This is a genomic window from Leptolyngbya sp. Cla-17 (assembly GCF_016807185.1).
In the GTDB taxonomy this organism is placed as follows: domain Bacteria; phylum Cyanobacteriota; class Cyanobacteriia; order Leptolyngbyales; family Leptolyngbyaceae; genus ULC077BIN1.
In genome coordinates this window covers 278087-298734 of record NZ_JAEVYN010000003.1, presented here as the reverse complement: position 1 = coordinate 298734, position 20648 = coordinate 278087, and the positions used below count along the sequence as shown (strand labels likewise).

Sequence of the window (20648 nt, the reverse complement as noted above, 5' to 3'; positions counted from 1 at the left end):
TCTCAATCAGGGTGAACTGGGCATGGGTTGAGGTGCGCGGAAATCATCCTCCGGAATGCGATCATCCAGAATGAGTCCAATCGTCGGCTCCACATTACGCAGTGAATTCAAGCAGGTGAAGGGTTGCCAGTCTCCCTGTCCCGGTTGTGCCAATAAGCCAGTCGTGATGCCGTCTTTTTTTGGTTTGTAGCCCAACACGGCTCCACCCAGCAGGTTGTCTGACTGCTCTAGCCAGTAGTCGAGTTTTGCTTCTAAGGACTGCCTGACCAAATCCCTGGTTTTAAGACCATCGACATTGGCTGCTCGTGTCACGATCGTCTCGATGGCTGCCTGAATGTACGGATGATTGCGATCGATCCGCCCTGCTTTATCATTCTGGTTGAGTTCGATGCCCTGCAACCGTACCAGGGAGACAAACAAGGCTGCTAACCCACGATCAATCGCGCGAGGCGCAAAGGGCGTGACGGAGAGAGCTTCGACGTGTTTGTAGAAGGTCGTGTGGTAATGTTCAAACTGCTCATAATGAGATAAATCTCGTGGTCGTGCCCAGTTATAGACTGTGAAGACAAGACCAGGAAAAGCGCGTCCGACACGAGACGTAGCCTGAATGTACTCTGCCGTCGTTTTCGGCTGCCCTGTCACCACCATTGTGCCTAACCGCCGCACATCCACACCCACCGAAATCATGTTGGTTGCCAGCAGCACATCAATGGGTTTGCGCGTATCGGTTTTCTTGTCGCGATTGGGGCTAAACGGCACTTCCAGCGCATCCAGCACAACAGGGATATCAGTGGAAGCAATACGGGAAGTCAGTTCTTTCACTTCCAGGCGCGATCTCTTTGCCAGCCCCCGTTGATCCATCTTGCCCAGACGGGACTGGATGTCGTCATCCACCAAGCGCCGTGTACCACCAAGTTCCCGCATGGAGTTGAAGTAGCCGACCAAGGTCATCCAAGGGTCAGCCGCTTCGCCATATTTGCCATAAAGTGCCTGTGAGGCAGCAAGCACCGCCGTATAAACTCTGATTAGAGCCGCTTTGAGCCTGCGTCCTGTGGCACAGATACCTAGATAACGCCGTCCGGGATACTCTTCACCAGGCTCGCGTTGAAGGGAAAAGAAGTTGTCGGTGACATCCAAGCCTTGCGGTGGGAAAACCTGCACCTGTCGTAGGAAGAGATGATGGATCTGGTCACGCGCTTGCCGGATGGTCGCCGTGGAAGCGATGACTTTAGGACGGACTGTTTTACCGTCCACCGTCCAGGAACAGAGTTTGTCTACTGCTGTTTCGTAGAGACCGACTAGAGTGCCCAGCGGTCCACTGATCAGGTGTAGCTCGTCTTGAATGATTAGATCTGGGGGCCGCAGGGGATTAGAAGGGAGGGTTTTAGCCAGCGGTTGACCATACTTGGCAGGATGGCTCGGCGAATCCTCGATTTCAGGCGAGACAAACCCATGTCGTTGACAGTAGCCGTCTACCTGCCCAAACAACATTTGCACAGCACCATTCCACGGCATCTGGGCAAACTTATCAACGGTGGCAATCAGCAGTGTCGGTAGACGACGATAAATTTCTTCATCGACCACCAGAATGGGCAAGCCTTCGGTTGGGGATTGTTTTTGCGTAAACAGACAGCGACCGAGCGCGTCACCGCAGTAAATGAGGGTACGCGCCTGTCCTTTAGCAAAGGACTCCACTTTAATATGCTGCTTACCGGGGTCAATTTTGGTGCCGCACCAGGGGCAGTTTGTGAGTTGATGGGGAGAGCCACTGCTGGTCGGCTGATATTGTCCCAGCTTTTGCTTAAGGAATTCTTCGCTTTGCTCCGTGCGGTTGGGAGTCGTTTTTTGACCGACCCATAAGCCAATTCGAAACGGCTCGTTGCCCCATTTAGCAGTATCCTCTCGACGAATCGCTTCACAAGCACAAATCAAGGCTGTGGCCCGCTGGAATTGCTGCAACGTCAGCAAGCGCAGGGTGTAACGCATTAACACCGCCACACCTGCGTCTCCAGACCGTCCGGCGATCGTGCCTTGTAAGCGTCGTAGTCCAATTGTGTAAGCGGTCAGTCCCAAATAGGCTTCTGTCTTACCACCTCCGGTGGGGAACCAGAGCAGATCGGCGATCGCTTCGGTTTCGTGGCTGCGATCGGGGTGGTGCAGGTCAGTAATACTGGGTAAGTTCAGCAGGATGAAGGCAAGCTGAAAAGGTCGCCAGGAGCGATTTTTGGGAATATCAACGGTGTTTAGTTCAACAGCCTCGCCCCGGCGCTTCTGTTCGGCAAAGAGTGAATGCACCCGTTGCTGCCACATCGCTCGGTTGGCGAACTGAAACGCTTCCAGGGCTTGTGAATCCGCCTGCAATAGGGCCAGACCTGCCTGAATGCGCTCTAAGGTGCGGGTACACTTTGCTAACGTATCATGGGCGATCGTCTCATAGCCTTGCAGTTGGGCAGTGGCATCAGCAACACGAGCCGCCTGCTCAACAATCCAAGCGGCATAGGCCGCGACCAGAGGATTCAGTTGCTCCAGCAGGGCGGTCGGGGAAACCTCGGCTAACACCTGCATATCGAGAACGAGTCCTGCTAATCCGGGCATCTCATCGGGTGTGGGCGCATCGGTCTTAGGGACTTCGTAGGTGGGCACAACCCTTGTGCACAAACGCACAGAACGATCAGTGCTGCCGTCTGCTAACTCTACATGAACACCAGTCCCAAGCCCCACGGCAAATTCAACCTGATGCCGATAGAGCATAGCCATTTCTTGTTCTTCGGCGTACTGCACCGGGTCGAGTTTACCCACTGAGCGTTGCTGCGCTTTGCGGATGAAAATATCGCGCTGATTTAGGTCTGCGGCTTCTACGCTCAATTCGGGCTGAAACAGCCATGCTTGATCAGGGGAACGCTCCGGTTCGCGCTGTTCGTTGACTAGGAATAAACTGATGATCCAGTCATCGTCACAGGCACGGATTTGCCCCCGCACATAGACCTCACGGTCTGGGTCAATGCGCCAGGGTGCAATGTCACCTGCTTGAAGCGGTATCGGTGGGGATTGCCCCACGACGGGATACCTACGCCAAACTGTTTTCGGTGCGCCAGTGGGCGTTGCTATAGCTTCACTTTTGGCACGCTCGTACTGCCCCCAGCCCGCTTTGATGGTGATGGCGGGAGCCGTACCGCTCACGCAAAAGCTCAGGCCCAGCGAAGATGGGAACATGGTTTCGCTGACTGGATTGGTCGTTTCGGTAGTGCCATCATCGATCGTCCCTGTGCCACCCACAGCCAGTTCATCGATCTGTTCGGCGCTCTCATCCACGGTGCCCGTTTTAGCGGTAGCCAGTTCGTCTGTTGGTTCTACCAGTTCCTCGCTTAAAGCCGAACGATTGCGTCGGTGGAGAGGAGCCAATAAGCCAACCAGGTAGCGATCGCTGACTCGGGCTTCATCCACTTCTTCGTATTCCCCGCCCGCCGGACCCAATAAATCCGCCAGTACTGCCTGTTCTAACTCAGCTCGGATTTGGTAATGAGACGGTGGCTTCAAGATGGGTGGAGGATCAGACGGTAGCGGTTGCTCCTGGCTAGCAACCGCTTCAACAGCGGGTTGCTGCGCTTCCTGGGTGTTCCCCGGCACAAATTGCATCTCGATTAACTTGCCTTGTCCTTCGCCCTCTCCCTGGGTTGTTGCCACAAATTGAGGTTCGACCAGACTAGGTTGCTGCCAAACCGTAGGCGCTACTTTAGCAGAGGGCGCTGCGGCTTTCACTCTCTTGGTCTGTTTCGGTGCGGCTTGCAGCACCTGCACTACTTTCTTCACGATCGTGTCGGACAGGGTGCTGTCTTCGCAGTCGAGAACATCTGTATCGTCAGAGAGATCTAGCCCTGCCAGCAACACGGCGAGATGCGGCTCAGGGGCAGAAACGACAGCACTCCAATCCAGTTGCGCTGTACGATCGCGTAACTGTTGGTTGACCGCTACCAGGTCTAAAGTCCCCGGAAGCGTGGCTGGAAGTTTGATAATGTTCATGCGTTGCCAAGGTTCCAGAGGCGAGGATCGAATGTTTGGAGCAGAGGTGGTGGTTGCTTGGCAGGCACCAGCACCAACAGGGCACGCATGGCTCTTGTCATGGCAACATAAAGAGTGCGTCGCTCACGGGTCATCATTTCCGCCACCGCTTCTGGTGCAGTACCTTTGGCGATCGTCGGGTAGGCACCTTCCAAAAAGCCTGCGATCGCCACGATTGGAAATTCCAACCCCTTTGCCCCTTTAAGTGGTAACACCTTCACTCCTTTATAGCTGAGATCCAGGTCTTTGCTGGTCATAAACCGCGCGTCAAGGCTCAGATAGTTTAGTTGTCCTGTGAGGTTTTTACCAGCTTTTTCAGTTGGCACCAGGATCGCACAGGCTCCCAGACCTAAGCGAAATTCATGAGCGGCGGTACGGCAGAACTGAGCCAGTAGACTGCCTTCAGAGGCACGGTCTGGGATGGCCCGAACTGCTGGCGGTGGACCTGTATGGACATAGAACCGTTCCTTGTCATCTTCTTCCAATATGCCGTCTTGCAGGTAAGCAAAGGCAGCTTCGCCAATTTCTTGGGTGGTGCGGTGGTTCACTTTGAGGATGCCTGTGCGCCCCACAAACTTGAGGGACTCATGGATTTCACTCCAGCGGAAACTGCTGCCGTAGATGGACTGGTTGGCATCGGCGGTAATGAAGAGGCGATTCGTTTGCTTGCAGAGGTGGATCAGAAAACGTAGAACAGTCGGGCTAAGGTCTTGGGCTTCGTCGATGATGACGGCATCATATAGTAGTGGCTCTGGAGTGTTTTGCAGTAGAGCTAACGCACGCTTCCGCATCTGTGCCCAGGTTTCCATGCCTTGGTCTACAAGAAGACGATCGCAGTGCTGCCGCAGTTGCCAGATGGCTTGCCGCTGCACTTTGTTGAGTGGCAGGCTGCGACCTGTGCGGGGGGTGGCGCGGTAAGCTTCTAGCGTTTCAATGCCTCTGGCATCAATCATCTCGGTCAGTTCTTCCAGCAGGTATTCCGGTTGCAGGCGTTGCAGAATCAGTCGCTGTGCCTGTTGCTGCAACGCATTGCCCTCTACGGTCGCGATCGTCTGGGGTATGGCTTGTTGCACCAGCTTTAGCAGGTCTTTAGTGGTCGCAATGTTCGGTGCTCCTGTAGCGTGGCAGACCAATGAGTAGATCAAGGCATCGGCGGTCTTCACCTCCACAAACTGAGCGTCCTGCCCCAAAAGCTCTTGCAGCAGTTGTTCAGAGAAGGTAACAAGAGCGTTCGTGTAGGTGGTGAAGAGAATTCGGGGCTGGCTGACACCGCTGGCTTGCAGTTGTTGCAGAATCTCACGGGTACGGTAAAGTGCCACCGTACTTTTACCTGTACCGGGACCACCCTTGAGCAGTGTCGGACCGGTAGCGTTACTTGCCCAAGTGACAAATTTCTCTTGCTCAGGGTTGAGCTTGAGCAGGAAGCCAAGTAAATTCCCTTCTTTGAAGCGCAACAGTGCATCGGGGCTACCCGTAACAAAACTGGGCTGATTGAGGACTTGATCAAAATTGGGAGCCGTAATGCAATCGAAAAGTCGATCGCGCACTGCCCCTGGCACATCGGCTTCTAACAAGTCATCAAGGGTACGACAAGCCAGGAGAGTAGGAAAACAGCTTTTGGGAATGAGCAGGCGATCGAGTAATTCCTCGGTTAGCTCAACAGGTAAAAGGTTCTCCGGCTCCCCTTCTCCCAAAATAGGCGAAGGGGTTGGGGGATGAGAGCGGTTCGGAGTCAACAAATCTTCAAGATTAGCAAAGGCAGCGACATCGACTTCAGTTTCTTCCGCTATCAATTTGTCACCCTTATAGACATCCTTACGAGCATCAACTCCAAGCAGAGCAACCCAACCATCACCGTAGGTATAAATGATGCGGAAATCTCCAGACCGCAGGCGGTAAATATCGCCTTTGTACCCGTATAGCTTCTTCTTCAGACTGCCGTGGGGCTTAGGGTCATCCCGTAAAACCTCGATTTTTTCCAAGATCTGCATGACTCGCTCTTTGGGGATGGCGAGCAGTTGGTTAGTAAAGGTGGGTTTGTGAATGATCTCGAAGGGCATAAATTAAGACGGTGTTGGGGAAGTTTGTAGCGCTGAATCAAGCTCTCAAAGATAAACAAGTGACTGTGAGGCTACTGAGCTTCTTTTGTTCAGTCACAACATACTTCCAAAGATGATTCCGTCCATGTTTTGAGTCTGTCCTTCTCCAGTAAAGCCATTCCACGGTGAATCGTCACTACTTCTCAGGAGTGGCTCGTCGGCCCTTTACCAAAACTGAACGCCAAAGCGCTCATTCAGATTGTCTAGGAAGCGATCGCACTCTTGATAGGTTACCCACCGACGCTCGTACTCTCGAAAGGTCTTGGTGTGTCCCTGTTGCAGATAGAGGTGCAAGTATTCATGCCAAAGCAAATATTGAATCACGTCTTCACTAACATCGGGACTATCAAGCAGGCGGTTAAGCCGAATTTTACCTTGCCCATGAGGCTGACCGGGTTCCCAGTAAGCCTGTCCATACCAACCTTTCACTAAGCGCTTTGTCCACACCACAGAATGCCGTTGAGGCAATGGTTGATCGATCCCTAGCAAGCCGGAAGCCAACTCCAGCACTTTCACCATCTGATGGTCTAAATTGTGGTGCGGTCCCGGTTGTAGCGTTTCTTCGGGTCTAGGGTGGAAAATTGGCACTGCCCGTTGAAAGCGAGTACTAGCGTTTAGGTGTTGCTTTTCGTAGAGAGCATCGTCGATCGCGGCTCGAAAGTCTCGGAGCGAAGGATAAATCGCTTGAGCCAAAACGGTGTAGCGTTCCTCAGTCAAAGTATTCTGTGCCTTGGCTCCTAAGTCATCTTCAAAAATGCGGCTTGCAATGCAGTAAGGATCGCACGCTTCTCGATCGGCGAGGTCGTTATACTCTGGGCAGTCTCCACCTGCTAGCCGATGTTCGATGACCTTTTGCACATCATGTTGAGAGGGTAGGGGATAATCAGAATCACAAAAGAATTCATCGAAGGGAGTGTCTGCTTGCATCGTTGCAAGCGCTACTTGAGTCCGTGCCCATAGATCCTTCAGCAGTGCTTCCCAGGATGAATGTTGATGCTCGTAAACGGCAATCACCTGATAAACATCTTCACCATCCTGGTCGCGGGAGAGCAGATACCAGCCGTGTGGGATTGCTTCAAAGACATCTGCCTCAAAGCCCCGCCCTTGCATCGCCATTCGAGCTGCTGTTGCTCGAATTAAATCCCAGGGCAGCATCGAAACCAATGTTGGAGTCACCACTTTTGTAGATTTTTCAGCATCAGGCTCTGGAGGCACAATATCTGGAACTAGCGCCAATGGGCTTTGCCATTCGCGGAAGCGTTCCCAGTGGTCTTCAAACGAGACAATGTAAGCGTCCTTCGTTCCGCTAGCTTTTGCACCTCTTAACGCACGTCCAATCATCTGACGCATTAAAATTTCACTAACCGTTGGACGAGTCAAAAAGATGGTTTGGATGCCAGGAATATCAACGCCTTCAGTGAGAATCTGGACATTCACCAGCACATCGATCGCGTCTTCACTCTCTGGGTCACGGAAACGATGCATCCTTTCCCGATTGTTGGTTGGTTCGCCGTCAAGACGATAGCTGGCAACATAGTCTGCTTTGATACCTTTGGCTTGCAGCCGTTCCGTCAGGAGTGCGGCATGGGACACATCGATCGCAAAAATTAAGGTCTTGCCATATTTCTCGTGGTTTTGCAGGTAGTGATCGACAATGAGGCGGTTCCGTTCTTCCAGATGACCAATCCGTTGGAGCCAAGCTTCGCTCAGGTCATGGAATTGAGCGAGAAATTGCTCATCTTGCGGCGTGACCCCTGCCTCCACCTCAGCCTTCGTTGCGACCCGCACTGGTAAGGGACGAGCCAGAAACTGGCGTTCAATCAGAGTTTTGATGGGTACGTCGTAAAGAATCCGGTTGCCAAAGAGTTTGGCAAGGGTGCCTCGCTCAGCTTCTGCTGTACGAGTCGGTGTGGCGGTTATTCCTAAAATACGGCGATTATCAATCGTTCCCAAGCGGTTAATCAGCGCCTGGTAGCTTTTCGCTGTGGAGTGATGCGCCTCGTCAATGACCAGAAAGCTCTTGGGGTCAGCAAGAATTTTATCAATCAGATCAGGGCGACGGGCAAGGCTGCTGACTGAGGCAATCAGGATGTGGTCTGCCGGATCAATTTGGGTGGTCGAGCAGTGAATGCCGGAAATAATACGAACCCTCAGCTTTCCGAGGTGGGTTGCGAAGCTCGCCAAATTGTGAAACTCTCGTGCTGCTTGCTCTAGCAATTCATGCCGATGCGCCAGCCAGATTAAACGATAGCCACGATTGATTACGTTCTGCATCAACCAACGAGCGCTAGTAAAGGTTTTCCCTGAACCTGTAGGCATGACCAAAAGACCCTGAAAAACCTGGGTCACTTCAGACTCTGCGAAATGGACCGATAGTTTGTCCCAGGCTTCGCTTTGATAATCGTAGGGCTGACGGGAATCTACAGGCTGTTTAGCTGGATCGAGAATGACAAAACGAGGCACAGAGCCATCGGTAGGAAACAGAAGCGGATCATCCGGTTGGCGATCCTGGTCGCCGTAGCGCAGCATTGCTTCCAACAGTCGCAGCCGCACTGTTTTGGAGTTACGGCATTTTCTGACATAAGCAACGCAATCCGTTTGAGTTTTGGGGTTGCCGAGTGGACCGATGCCTGCGTCAATTAGCTGCTCCACAAGCTGAGGAGTCCCAGAATAGTCGGGTAGCCAGCATTGTTCTAGCGTTGGCTTCATGCGCTCAACGAAGTATTCATCCGGGCGGCTATGTTTATTGGTCAGCCAGGTTAGTGGATCGGACTCCAGACGAGAGGAGTAGCCATTTGCATGGGCGATCGCTTTTACCGTCCCTTCACCAAACGCATCCCAAGAGAAACGGTATTTTCGAGCCATTAATGATACCTGTTGAGTGCCACCTTCTAGGATGCCCACTTCTGGCTGGCGCAAACTTAACCATTCAGTGAAGAGGCAAGGCTGTCTGGCTAGTCTTAATAGTCGTCATCGCCCGGTGCCCATATGTCGGGAAAATCGCACAAGCCAATCATATCAAGGTACTGACGGGTCGTTACCTAATTACTGAATTCTGCTTCGTTGTCATCATCCTCGAGCAAGTACGCAGCATCTTCTCTAATCCGCTCGACTAACCAATGGCGCGATCGCTTCTCTCGATCGCCACTTTTGCAAGTGTTAAGTCAGGCGATCGCTCCAAACTCATCTTTGACTAGAGGTTGATAAATTGGGCTAGAGAAGGGATGAAAATTTTCTGACCAGGCAGCGGTCAAATTACAGAGCAGACGGAATTGGAGCGGTGTTGGTGAAGGATTTACTCGCTCTACGGTTACGTTCACCTGTTGAGGAAACTGGCAGATTAGTTCAAAGAAATCTTGGGTGAGGTAACGAGGGCAGTAACCAACGAAGTGTAAATCCTTTGTTCTCAGGATCAGGGCACGAGAATCAACTGGGTTTTGAAGGTCATGGGTTACGAGCAATGGAGTTTCGGGCTGAAGAGACTGAACATACTGCTGAATGGCTTCGGGGAAGTGGCGCAGTCCGTGGGCAAAGAAGTGAACATGATAGTTGCCCTGCTCATCACGCTCTGGGCAAGGGAAAACCTCAAGGCTATCAGTCTTACGTTTTCCACCACTGCGAGCCAGGAGAGCGATCGGATCGTCTTGTTGCTCAGGAATATTGAGCCACTGCACAAAATTTTTGTAGTCAGGGCGGGAAGGGCGAAGAAGGCGGTTTGCAAAGAGTGGAAAAAGTTCAGCAGAGCTATAGCAATGGTAGAGGTCGGGAAATGACCATAGAGGTTGAAAGTTCGCTTGTTCTTTGGCTTGAATAGCTCCTTGAAGGTAGCTAAAATAATACAACCCACCTTCAGAAGTTAGCTTACCTACCGGGAACCAGGTTCTGGAGGTTGGGTCTTGCCAAGCTAAAAATAGGGTTTTCAATTCAAATCCTTTCGTAAATGCAGTAGCCTACTTCTGTTGATTTCAAGCATCTGGTGACCGAATTCTAGAGCAAGTGGTGAGATTCGGCTTGCCGGGATTCGCTCAAAGAGCGCTTTGACCGCTTGAAGTGGGACTTTAGCTAATTGATCTAACCATATTGTCGCTGACCTTGGGTAGTCATGAGCGATCGCTGCAAAGACATCGAACGTTAACATTAGCTGCTTATCGCTTTCCTGCTGGTAAAAAGCAGATCTTGATTTTTGGACATATTGTTGAATGGTTCGATACTGAATCCGTTTCTGTCGGGTTGCGTCAAGCAGTTCTCGCCCCAAGCAGGAGGCATGATCATAGGTGGGAGCCAGATGAGGAATTCCTTCAGGCAACTGAACGACAAAGCCCCAATTTTCATGGTGGCGATCGCCATTGCTAATCCAAGCATCCAGAAGCAAATAGCCCACAAAGGTAGAGATAGCCTCAGCGATGCCTGCGAGTGGAGTCCAGTTAAGAGGGCTTTTTAAACCAGGACTTTTGAGTGCTTCAAGAACGATTGTGATTGTGTGCTGGGAAAGTTTATAGCCTTGATTTTTGGGATAGATGGATACCAAACCTGCAAGGATGTCATTGCCGTGAATGAGTGCAGTGCTTTTAGGAAGGAAGCTTGGCGAGATTACCCCAGGTTGTCCCTGCCAGGTAGCCAGCTCATAGGTCGTGTGGGGCAAGCCCAATAATCGAGCAAGTTCAGCAGCGATTTTCTCAGACCAGTCTTCGCCAGTATTGGAACGAGCCAATTTGAAGAGACAATTCCCTAATTCTGGATGGTGGAACCAGAACTTGAACTTTGTGCCCATTGCTTCTTCAGCTTGAGCAGCATCGTCTGGAATTTCAATGATAGGGAAAAAATTGGTTATCAGAGCAGGGCTTCTCTCCGTAAGATTATTGTTTTCCCAAACTACCAAATATTGTCCGCAACAATCTTTTGAGTGCAATTTGCCACTTGTGAACCCGATCTACTGTTTTAATTCATTTAGTTTGATTTTGACTAACGTCAGAGCTTTCCCGGCTTGTAGCGGGAGAAACTACCAGCCCACAGGTAATTAACCCAGTAGCAACAGCAGACCCCCACATGAAAGCTTGTGCCCAGATACCCCAGTCACTCCAGCTACCGAGTATTCCGAAGATCAGCAGAATAATACATGCTAAACCGTTACTGATAATGCCAACTGTTACAGCATTACCAATATCTTTGTTTCTACTAAAGTCACGGTATCCCAGGACATATCCTGCCCCCAAAGCAAAATAAGCTGCTCCTAGCAAACGTATAAACACGATCGTATCTTCTGGATTGGGGAATCCTATTGCTATCAGCCAGGATGAAGGGAACCCGAGTAGTGGCACGCTCCAGAGTCCAAACGTCAAGATGATCTTGAAGAGAAGAACTAACTGCAAAGGTTTCATTTCGTCTTCGCACACTGAATTTGATTAAAGTGGATCACAAAAACTAGGTAGAGGGTGAAGATCACTCACAAAAAAACGATAGAAGTAGTTCACAAGTAGAAAGTCACAAGTAGAAAGCTCATTCAAAGCAAGGTTGACGTGAGACTTTAATTTCTAAAGGCTTGAAAAACTTTCATCATCCCCGTTAACAATAGTTCAAAAGTTCCAATTAGGATAATGGGTAAGAAGCTTAAAATCTTGAGAAGAGATGATTTAGCTTCTATCAAAATAATCCTAATGGAGCGAAGCAAGATTCTAGCAATCCTAACTTTTTGGCTTAATCGTAAGCTTGCCAATGTGGGATCTTCAGTCAGAAATTTCTGTCCATGTACCCCTTCAATTTGCTCAACAAGGTTTTGAATTTCCCCATCACTAATTTGAAGATCGGAACAACGCTGGTGCAGCCAGACGAGTCCCGATAGTCTACCTAACAAGAAATCATGTTCGCGATAGCGTTTGTCAAAGAAGCCACCAAAGGCTCCAAAGAAGTCACTAGCCAGTAAACCTGCTGTGTCACCTTCATCAAGCTTTGTTTGAATGTAACTATTCTTGGATAACGCTTTGTCGATCGCTTCTAGTTTTTTGATTCCTTTAATCTTGCCAATAGTACTGGGAGAGATACGATTCAATTGAATGGAGCGATAAGGCAGAGGTTCCTCTAATTTGTCTTTTATTTCTGAAGATAAAGGTAGAGAACCGAATTGTTTTTTTAGCAAGTCGCGTAGATTTCTTCGATTTTCAAATTCTCGCTTATAAGCTTCATTGCGTTCCCGAATTTCTTGAAGCCTAATCGCATCATGCTCGGTTTTAGTCAACGTTAATGCTTTGATAGCGACCGTTAGCATCGGAAAATATTTCTGAAATAAGCTCGGTTCTTCTTTTTGCAGAGTCTCCAACTTGTTTACTGGTTTAGGTTGGATGTAGACATATCGTCTACGATTCTCGTTTTGAGTAACATCATTGTCTAGATCAAGCTTTAGTCCATCTAGATTCAACCCCAACTCTGTCCAGTATTTCTTGAAAGGGTTAGCATCTGATGGATAGTGCGTATTTGACAGAAGATCATTCTCGATTTGAATTCCTTTGCCAATGGGCAATCCGTCCAATACGCCTCCATCTGTATAAGAAAAAACAAATTCCTTCTTGTTGGGATCTGAACCAACAATATCTTTTAGCAAGCCTTTATCGTATGAGTCTTTGTAATCATCAACTAGATTCTCAAGATTCGGGCTATCTATCCGCGAGTCATCTGTAACGGGTGGGAAAGCAACAGGAAAAGCGCCAGATGCTCGTCCACCAGTGATGACTTTTCTCCACATTGAATTAACTTTTTCAGTATCTAGCTCTGAATGGAAAAGAAAGAGACGAGTTTCCGCACTGGAAAGTACATGAATTGAATCTCCATCTTCAGTCTTGAATTTAGTGTCCTTCAAAAGACCCTGAAGATTTGTCAGAGTCATGAGCAGAGCAAGAGGTTGTGTCTTTTCTATAGCTAGAGGCTCTTGTGTGATTAATTCTGCAATTTCTGCAATCTTTTTACCGGATAGTACACTCCACTGTCCATCTTCTGGAGCAAAGCCCAAGCGATCGATTCCTTCCATATCGATTTTTTCGACCCAAGCTTTGTAGAAGATGTTGTCTTCTACAGGTTCGCTAAGTATGCGCTCACGATTTTCTCGCAGTAGGTAGTAAGCTGCGATCGCTCCTGTCATGGCTCCGGCAGAAGCGCCAGTAATAATATCAACAATAATCTTTGAATCTGGCTTAACGGCTTCCTTGATCAATTCATAGAAAATTCCTGCCATATAAGCGCCCAACGAAATACCACCGGAGCAGTTAAGAGTAACAGGAATAGGCGGAACACTTCTTTTTGGAGTGATTACTTGGCTCATGAGTTTTTGTTCGCGTGTAATAGGGGCAGCGGAATGTCATGGGATTCAAAGAGAAGCCTAATTAATCCGGATAGGGTTGATAAAGGTTTGTAACGCTGGATGGTTACAGCAGGCTCATTTGACCCTCGCCCGCTTTGGCTCTAGTTTTTTGTTGGTCATCTTTCCTTTTTTCTTACCGTGTGACTGCTAGACGCATTAGCTCCAGTTCCCAATTTGGATGGAACCAATTGGCAGGAAATGACGAGCCTCACCGGGATGCCATTATTCATACCTAGAGCAGCACTATCTACCGGACCTATCACAGCACATTGTTACGGAGCGTGTCATTAACCCTCTCTATTTTTGAAATGAGTTGAATAGCTACAAGGGAAGTGCATTTTCAGTAGAGCCAACACTATTTCAATCTGCTCGGTTTCGCCCTCATAACCAAAGCGAAGACATTTCAAATCTTTATTGTGCTGGAACTGGAACACACCCAGGAGCAGGTTTGCAGGGGGTAATGAGTTTTGGGAAAATTGTGGCAGAAATGATCAAAGAACTATAGGTATAGCTTGATTATGAACCTTGCAACTTTAATTCTTGCTCCCAACTCTCAAAAACTTCAATGTCAAAAATTCCCCTGGCACCAACTGTTCCACCATAGTGATCCGGTGACTCTCCTACAAAAGCCTCATGCAGTTGAGGCTCATCTTCTACTAATAGAGCATTTAATCGAATTCTTCGTGGCTCTACTCCGTCTGTGTCTCCAGCCACAAAAAACTTTCCATTAATCGCTAGATGTAAGCCAACATTGTTCTCTCTTGCTTTAGGCGCAACATTATCTACAATCTCAAATAACTTCGATAGCTCAACTAAGTTTGTACTTACGCTTAGGATGAGAACTCGCGCATTAATCAATACAGCTACATCAATGTTCTTTTCAACTGATTTCTGGATATCAGCAAGTCTTTCATCTGTTTGATGCTGATCGGCTTTATCGCTAGAAACAAATAATGATTTACACTCTGAAATAACAAGTGTATCTTCAGACAACCAGAATAGATCGATTTCTGCAAAATTTGTCTTGCTACCTGCTTGAAAGATATCACCACCGAATTGAATAAAGCCTGAAGTTGAAGATGGAATTTTTCTAAATAAGGCAGCAGTCATTAAAACCACAAGTCCGCCCTCCTGAACTAAACGGGCTACTAGTTCGTTAGGTTTATAAGTAAACTGTAATCCATGCAATGGAATTTGAAAATTTTCAGCACAACCCCTACAATCGACAAACTCACTAATTTCTTCTAGAGAAAACCAGTCCTGTAAATTACAATTTGGGCATTGCAAAGGATACCCACGTCTTATAAGTCCGCTTGCTAGTAAAGGTGAAAGTTTCTGATTAAGAATTTCATTTATTTTCTTTTTATCAAATCCATAGTTCTTTTCTAGAAAAGTAATGATTCCATCTCTATATAGACCCTGCTGTTCTGCTCTATGAGCCACAAGAGCAGCAATAATTTCTGAACCCCCAGTGTTCAATAAACTAACAACCTCTCCTAATCCATTCAACCGTTTAACTAATCCCTGAGCATACCGAGTGTGTTTGTTAAGTTTAACTTCTAAGCCAGCTTCCTTTACCTGTGTACTAATGACAACTTCATCAGGGTGAATATAGAAACAAGCTTCTCTCCCTGGCAATGTAATTCCTGTAATTCCTTTTGGTGTGGCTCTTACTGGTAAGTCTCTTCGTAACCAAAGTTCTCCAAAATTTTCTTTATTGTTTTCTGCATACTCAATCCTTTGCAGCTCGTTTGTAAGCAGAATAGAGTTCTTGCGAGTGTTAGGACTAAAGAATTTTGAGCCTGATTCAAATTTGACTTCTGCGGTATAGCCAAATGTAAATTCAGTATTTGTGTGACCCATGGGGGTTAAGGGCACAAATCGAACAGAACCGTTTCCACCGATTGAACGAGTAAAATTGGTTGTTTCATCAGAATAAAGATGTCCAATAATAGAATCGAATTTGAAGTTTGAATGGCAGACTTTAACCAATATTTCGTGTCCTGCTGTAGCAAAGGCACTCTTCAAATTTTCATGCATTACCGCAGCGTCTTCCGGTGTGGACGCGACTGTAATATATATCGCTCTGATAAAAGGGATGAACTGAACAATTAACAAGGTAAGACTTTCAATGTTATTTAAGAAATTAGCTTTTGGCAAAATTATCTTATTTTTCGGAAACTTCCATCGAGTATTCCAAAAAGCAGCGGCAATATCAATATTTTGACCGTCATCAAGAAAAATACACAAGGTTTCAGGGTCATCTACCATCATTAAGTAGGAATAAAATAACTCAAATCTTGTCCCAGTCCTATCCATAGTTAATTGAATAGGATTCATATATTTGGAGATGACTAGACTAAGCTTCAAAAGCTCTTTAATATCTGTAGGTCTAGAATATGTAGTAGCTCCTAAACGTTGACCAAGGTAGTTTTGAAATTTTTGTGTTGGAGTTCCTACTTGTACAGCAAGTTCAAAATTATAAGAGGTACCCTCCTCTACAAGCCGGATGTTACTCTCCTCCAAACCTTCAGGATAAATAACGGGAAGAATAGTCTCCATCCGTGATATTACACCGCCAAATAAGCGAAGCAAATCATCTCTAGAGCCATTAATATGTTTCTGAACTTCATCTCTTGAAATTGGACGAAGTAGAACTGGCAATTGATCCAAGACTTGGGATACTTGTGGTGGTAACCCTTCGTGCGGTACAAAAATGTAATCAGGGTTTATCCACTGAAGAGTTGTTCTGAAATCACTAATTTCAGCGTCACCGTTCGGGATCGGTAAGATTACATTAGCAAAACCGCCCCATATTTGCGTGTATAAGGCTATAGCGTCAAGGAATTCCTCTCGATCTCGAACCAAATATACATATTTCAAGGGGCGAGAGTTGAGCTTTAGCGTAACTTCGCGATCGTGGGTTTGCATATTTCCTCATTCAAAGAGAGGCATAGAACTGATGGTCAGAACAGCAAAATTTGTTCAGGTGAGGAATTCGATTTTATAGTAGTTTTCTTCTTTGATCCTGACTTACCTTTCTTCTTGCCCTTATCATGCAAACCCTGGGCAACCTCTTCGGCATATCGCTGATGGTTCAACTCCAAGAGCCGATCGAGCACTTCCCGTCGGGCGGTTTCGCTAATGGTGAAGCGATCGCCCTGTTTGGTCTTATGAAAACCGTGCTCTAGGTCGAGGTCTTGCCAACCGTAGGCAGCGGCTACTGCCTGATCCATTTCAATGTGCAGCGATCGCAATTTCTGAATATCATCCGCCGTCTCGTTGGAATTATGGAAGCGGTTGTAGGTTTTGGTGAGTCCTTCCTGCCGATCGCGCATGACTGCCTGACGATGGGTGTAGTAGGTTTCGCCGATCGTATTGAGGGTTACGAATTGGGTGCTGAGGTCTGACGGGTCGGGTGTGGGGAAAGGGAAGGTTAGAAAGCAGTCTGAGGGAGAGTAATTTATATCAAGGCGCATTGTTGAGCTATGGAGCCAAGCCCAATGATAATGAAAATTTGATTGCAGCAAAGCAAATTCTGAATATTGACTCAAAGGGAAAACTGCGAGTCTATGGGCAAAAACTATATTTGGTAACTGAAAGGCGAAACCCAGATGATTATTAACAAGTGATAAAGTCAAAGCTCGATCGCACCCCTCGATCGCCCCATAAAGCGCCGGACATTTCTCCGCATACTGCCACCATTTTTCACGGCGTTCTTTTCGATTATTCTTATCTCGCTCAGGCTTCACCTTCTCACGCACGATCGCTAAACAATCAGGATAATCGGCGGCATAGGGCGCACCCTTTGGCTTCTTGGGATCATCATGGTCTGCGTCTAACGCCCAGTCTTTGAAATTAATCACCCATCGGCTCGGTGATTGATCGGGGCGTGAGTTCAAATCTTCTCCATTCAGGTAAGGAAACAGGACATCTTTGTTTTTGGGATCTTTGTCGATGAGTGCCTGTGCCTCTTCGGGCGTGAGCACAAATCCCATGCCTAAGACAATTGAACCTTGAAATGATTTACTTTGATTTGCGATTAGCTGATACGGTTTCCCAACAGATTTCCCCGGTGGCGTGAGAAATGATGTAATTCCTGGGACAACTTTTTCATCTAAAACATAGTCATTTTGCCATTGCTGTTTGCATAACCAAAGATGAGCAACTTCTAAACTGGCTGCACCAATCCAAGGACGGCTCGGTACAGCCCGATGAATCACGCAACCATTTGCCACTAATTGATCTAACCCCACTTCACGGGTATCACCTTGAGCAATGGTATTGGTTGCAACTAAGCCGAATCCTCCAAAATTGCTGATGAGTTGATTGGCTCGCAGGAAGAAGTAAGCGCAAAGATCCGCGCTGCCTCGTTGACCGTTTGCCAGATATTCCACCAAGAAATTTCGGTAGTCTGTGCCGATCGCGCCTGTAATTTTTTGTCCGCCTTGAAAGGGTGGGTTGCCGACGATCGCCGCAAATCCCTTCGGTGCATCTTCCTGCAAAAACACTTCAGGAAACTCCAAAGCCCAATGGAATGCTCTCCGAGTTGGTTGTTTCTCTGGTTTACCCAAATCCAACATCCGGTCTGCTTTTTCCCGCAAAAGCTTGAGACGGTGGTCTTGCTCCTCTTCATCCTCAGTCAGCAAAGCATCCTCTACCGAGCGTTTCAATACCTCTAACGCCTCAGCGGCTAAGTTCTCCGCTTTTCCCGATTGCGTCAAAGCCTCCCCAATTAACAAATCGCCGACCAGTTTCACCCAACCCAGTGCGGCTTCTGCTTCTTGCAACAAGGTTTCCTTCCGCTGTAGATCCTGAATGTCATTGACTGAAAAGCTCTCAAGTTCCTGACGTTTGGCGATCGCATTCTTCAGCAACGGCTCACAAATTGCTGCAATCATCGTGCGCTGTAGCTTTGCAGGTGGATTGAGGTGAAACTTCTCAATCTGTTCGGCACTTGTCACCCCTAATAACGAATCACCACACTTCAGTGCATGATTCAGAAACGTAAACGGTCGCCCCTTCGCCAGCGTCACCAACCACAGCGACAGCTTTGCCATCTCTACCGCCAACGGGTTTTTATCGACTCCGTAGAGACAGCGATCCGCCACAATGCGTCGTGCCACCGCCAACCGCTCATCAGCATCTTTCGGAATCGGGCACTCCTCTGGACGCGCCCCTGACAGCGTGCCCTCTGGCGCAATCACCACCTGCCCCGGATGCTCTGCCTCCGCCTGCTGCCATGCCTCCACCAGCTTTCCAGCCAGATAGCGACAGGTCTGCACCAAAAACGCGCCACTGCCCATCGCCATATCGCAAATCTTCAGTTGCAGCAATGCCGCCGCCGATCGCAACCGCCACTCTTCCTTTGGCTTGCCTTCTGCCACACCCTCATACACCAACGGCTCCAGCGTATACTGCACAATCTCCTCCGTTAGATTGCGCGGCGTATAGTGCGTCCCAGACTGACGGCGATCGACCCCCTCGGTCATATACACCGCCCCTGCCGGAATCACCACCGGGTAGCCCAGCGTATCCTGCCGAATCAACCCAGCGAAGGGAAGGACGCGATCGAGCAGTGCCGAGTCATTGTTACAAGCCGATCGCAAGCGCTGCTGGTCGCGTGGCTCAAGCTCTGCACTCAAGGCTTTCTTCAAGGCAGTAGGCGATCGTCCCGTCTGCTCCTTCAACCACGCCAATAACGCTTCTTCACTCTGCGCCTGGAACCGCTCTAATTCTGCCAGTACAACCTCTGGTTCCTCATAGCGCGTCCCGACCAAGCCCAGCACCGTCGAAGTTGCCCGCACCGCCGTATGATCCAGCAAGCCTTCATAGACATGCCCAATTTGCTCAATATCCAACGCTCGAAACGACAACCGACGCGGCTCCACGCCACCACCCGGCACCCGAATTTGTAGAATTTGCAACGCCTCTAGCAAGTGCAACACAATCCGGTTGTTGATCCGCAATGGGTCAGCACTCGTTTCCTGCCAATGCGTTCCCTGCTCGCGCCCCTCCAGAAACGGAAAGCGATCGGGGTCAAACAAACTGCCGCCATAGGCTGGAAGCTGCAACGTGTCGTGAAAAATGCCGCCATACACAGCCCGAAACGTCGCCAACAACCGACACCAGGCATCCGATCGTCGTTCCAACACCTCTTCCCCATGCAGATCAGCGTGCGATCGCAACTGCTCCCGCAGAGTAGATACCGCATAATGCTGGTCATAAATCGGGTCACCCAACAGCAACAAGCCCCGCTCCTCCGCACAGAAGAGAAACACCAGCCGCATCATCACCGTCAGGGCTGCCTCATAGATCTGGGACTCGGAAATATCTTTCAGCAACGCTCCATTTTGATCCTGGTCGAGACGAGCGATCGCCTGCACCAGCACCTCCACCGCCCGCCGCACCTGATAGCCCAACTGGTCGGTCACTTCCTGCTGATCCGCCACGCTCTGGGTCAGCAAAGCCTCTAGCGTCTGGGAGTCCTCGACCCCAAAGAACCGCCGCGCCACCAACAAACTCCGAAACGCCCGCAGCGTCAGATGCTCCTCCACCCACAGGATGCTGTACCAGGAGATAAACCCCGTTGTCTCTCCCTTCGGCGCATTCACCAACATCCAGTGTTCGCCATTCGTCACCAGCCCCAACCGCACATTACAGGCGTGCAGCAACTCCATCATCCGCGTCGCCGGACTCGCCGCCCATCGCGATCCCTTCAACGGCTTCTCTAAAGCCTGCCCTGATGGCACAAGCTGCACCAGTAACCGAGGCTTCCCCGCATCCGCTGTCCCTGCCGGATTCACCACCACCCAATCCGGGCGTAAGGTTTCATTTTGTTCGGCAACGGTCACACTCAACCCCGGCGGGATCTGCTGCCCACTCAACAACACGTCCTCCGGCAACTCCAGCGTTTGCTTCAGCACAAACTCCACCCACGCTCGATGGATCGCTGGCTCTGGCTTCAAGCCAAACTGGCTGTCCTGCCATTCTTCGTAGGCCGATCGCAACAATTTCAAATGCTCCGGCTCGTGGGCATCCAACCCTGCTGGAAACGCCTTGAGCAGCACAGGCAAGCTCAGAAACGGACCCGATGCTTCAACCAGCGATAACCATTCAGCGTGATGACGGGCAATAGACAT

9 protein-coding genes and 1 pseudogene are annotated in these 20648 nt (G+C 49.1%); 1 reads left to right on the top strand and 9 read right to left on the bottom strand.

Annotated elements, in window-relative coordinates:
* Positions 1 to 6: 6 nt before the first annotated feature.
* The 7 genes from drmA to JOY44_RS26000 form a co-directional block, all read right to left on the bottom strand.
* Positions 7 to 4020, bottom strand: coding sequence for a DISARM system helicase DrmA (drmA, locus tag JOY44_RS26030; RefSeq protein WP_171576464.1), 4014 nt, complete (start codon positions 4018 to 4020; stop codon positions 7 to 9).
* The gene (locus JOY44_RS26025) at positions 4017 to 6119 is read right to left on the bottom strand and encodes a UvrD-helicase domain-containing protein (RefSeq protein WP_171576463.1); all 2103 of its coding nucleotides are present in this window, start codon (positions 6117 to 6119) and stop codon (positions 4017 to 4019) included. The genes drmA and JOY44_RS26025 overlap by 4 nt, the downstream gene beginning before the upstream one ends.
* 204 nt (positions 6120 to 6323) lie before the next feature.
* The gene (locus JOY44_RS26020; RefSeq protein WP_171576462.1) at positions 6324 to 9077 is read right to left on the bottom strand and encodes a DEAD/DEAH box helicase; all 2754 of its coding nucleotides are present in this window, start codon (positions 9075 to 9077) and stop codon (positions 6324 to 6326) included.
* A 245-nt stretch (positions 9078 to 9322) separates the two neighbouring features.
* A complete protein-coding gene (locus tag JOY44_RS26015) occupies positions 9323 to 10081 on the bottom strand; it encodes an HIRAN domain-containing protein (protein ID WP_171576461.1) in 759 nt (252 codons plus the stop codon).
* A complete protein-coding gene (locus tag JOY44_RS26010) occupies positions 10078 to 10929 on the bottom strand; it encodes a hypothetical protein (RefSeq protein ID WP_242541883.1) in 852 nt (283 codons plus the stop codon). The genes JOY44_RS26015 and JOY44_RS26010 overlap by 4 nt, the downstream gene beginning before the upstream one ends.
* Positions 10930 to 11101: 172 nt before the next feature.
* A complete protein-coding gene (locus JOY44_RS26005) occupies positions 11102 to 11536 on the bottom strand; it encodes a hypothetical protein (protein WP_203032182.1) in 435 nt (144 codons plus the stop codon).
* 146 nt (positions 11537 to 11682) lie between these two features.
* Entirely contained in the window at positions 11683 to 13467 is a 1785-nt protein-coding gene (locus JOY44_RS26000) for a patatin-like phospholipase family protein (protein WP_171576459.1), read from the bottom strand.
* Positions 13468 to 13662: 195 nt separating this feature from the next.
* On the opposite strand from JOY44_RS26000, the pseudogene JOY44_RS31795 reads away from it, so the two are divergent.
* Positions 13663 to 14011 (top strand): annotated as a pseudogene (locus tag JOY44_RS31795) (FAD-dependent oxidoreductase); the annotation flags it as partial.
* Between the two features lie 11 nt (positions 14012 to 14022).
* Here the strand turns inward: JOY44_RS31795 and JOY44_RS25995 are convergent.
* Both JOY44_RS25995 and JOY44_RS25990 read right to left on the bottom strand, forming a co-directional pair.
* Entirely contained in the window at positions 14023 to 16437 is a 2415-nt protein-coding gene (locus tag JOY44_RS25995; RefSeq protein ID WP_171576458.1) for a hypothetical protein, read from the bottom strand.
* A 35-nt stretch (positions 16438 to 16472) separates the two neighbouring features.
* Positions 16473 to 20648 (bottom strand): Eco57I restriction-modification methylase domain-containing protein, encoded by a 4176-nt coding sequence (locus JOY44_RS25990; RefSeq protein WP_171576457.1) that lies wholly within the window; start codon positions 20646 to 20648, stop codon positions 16473 to 16475.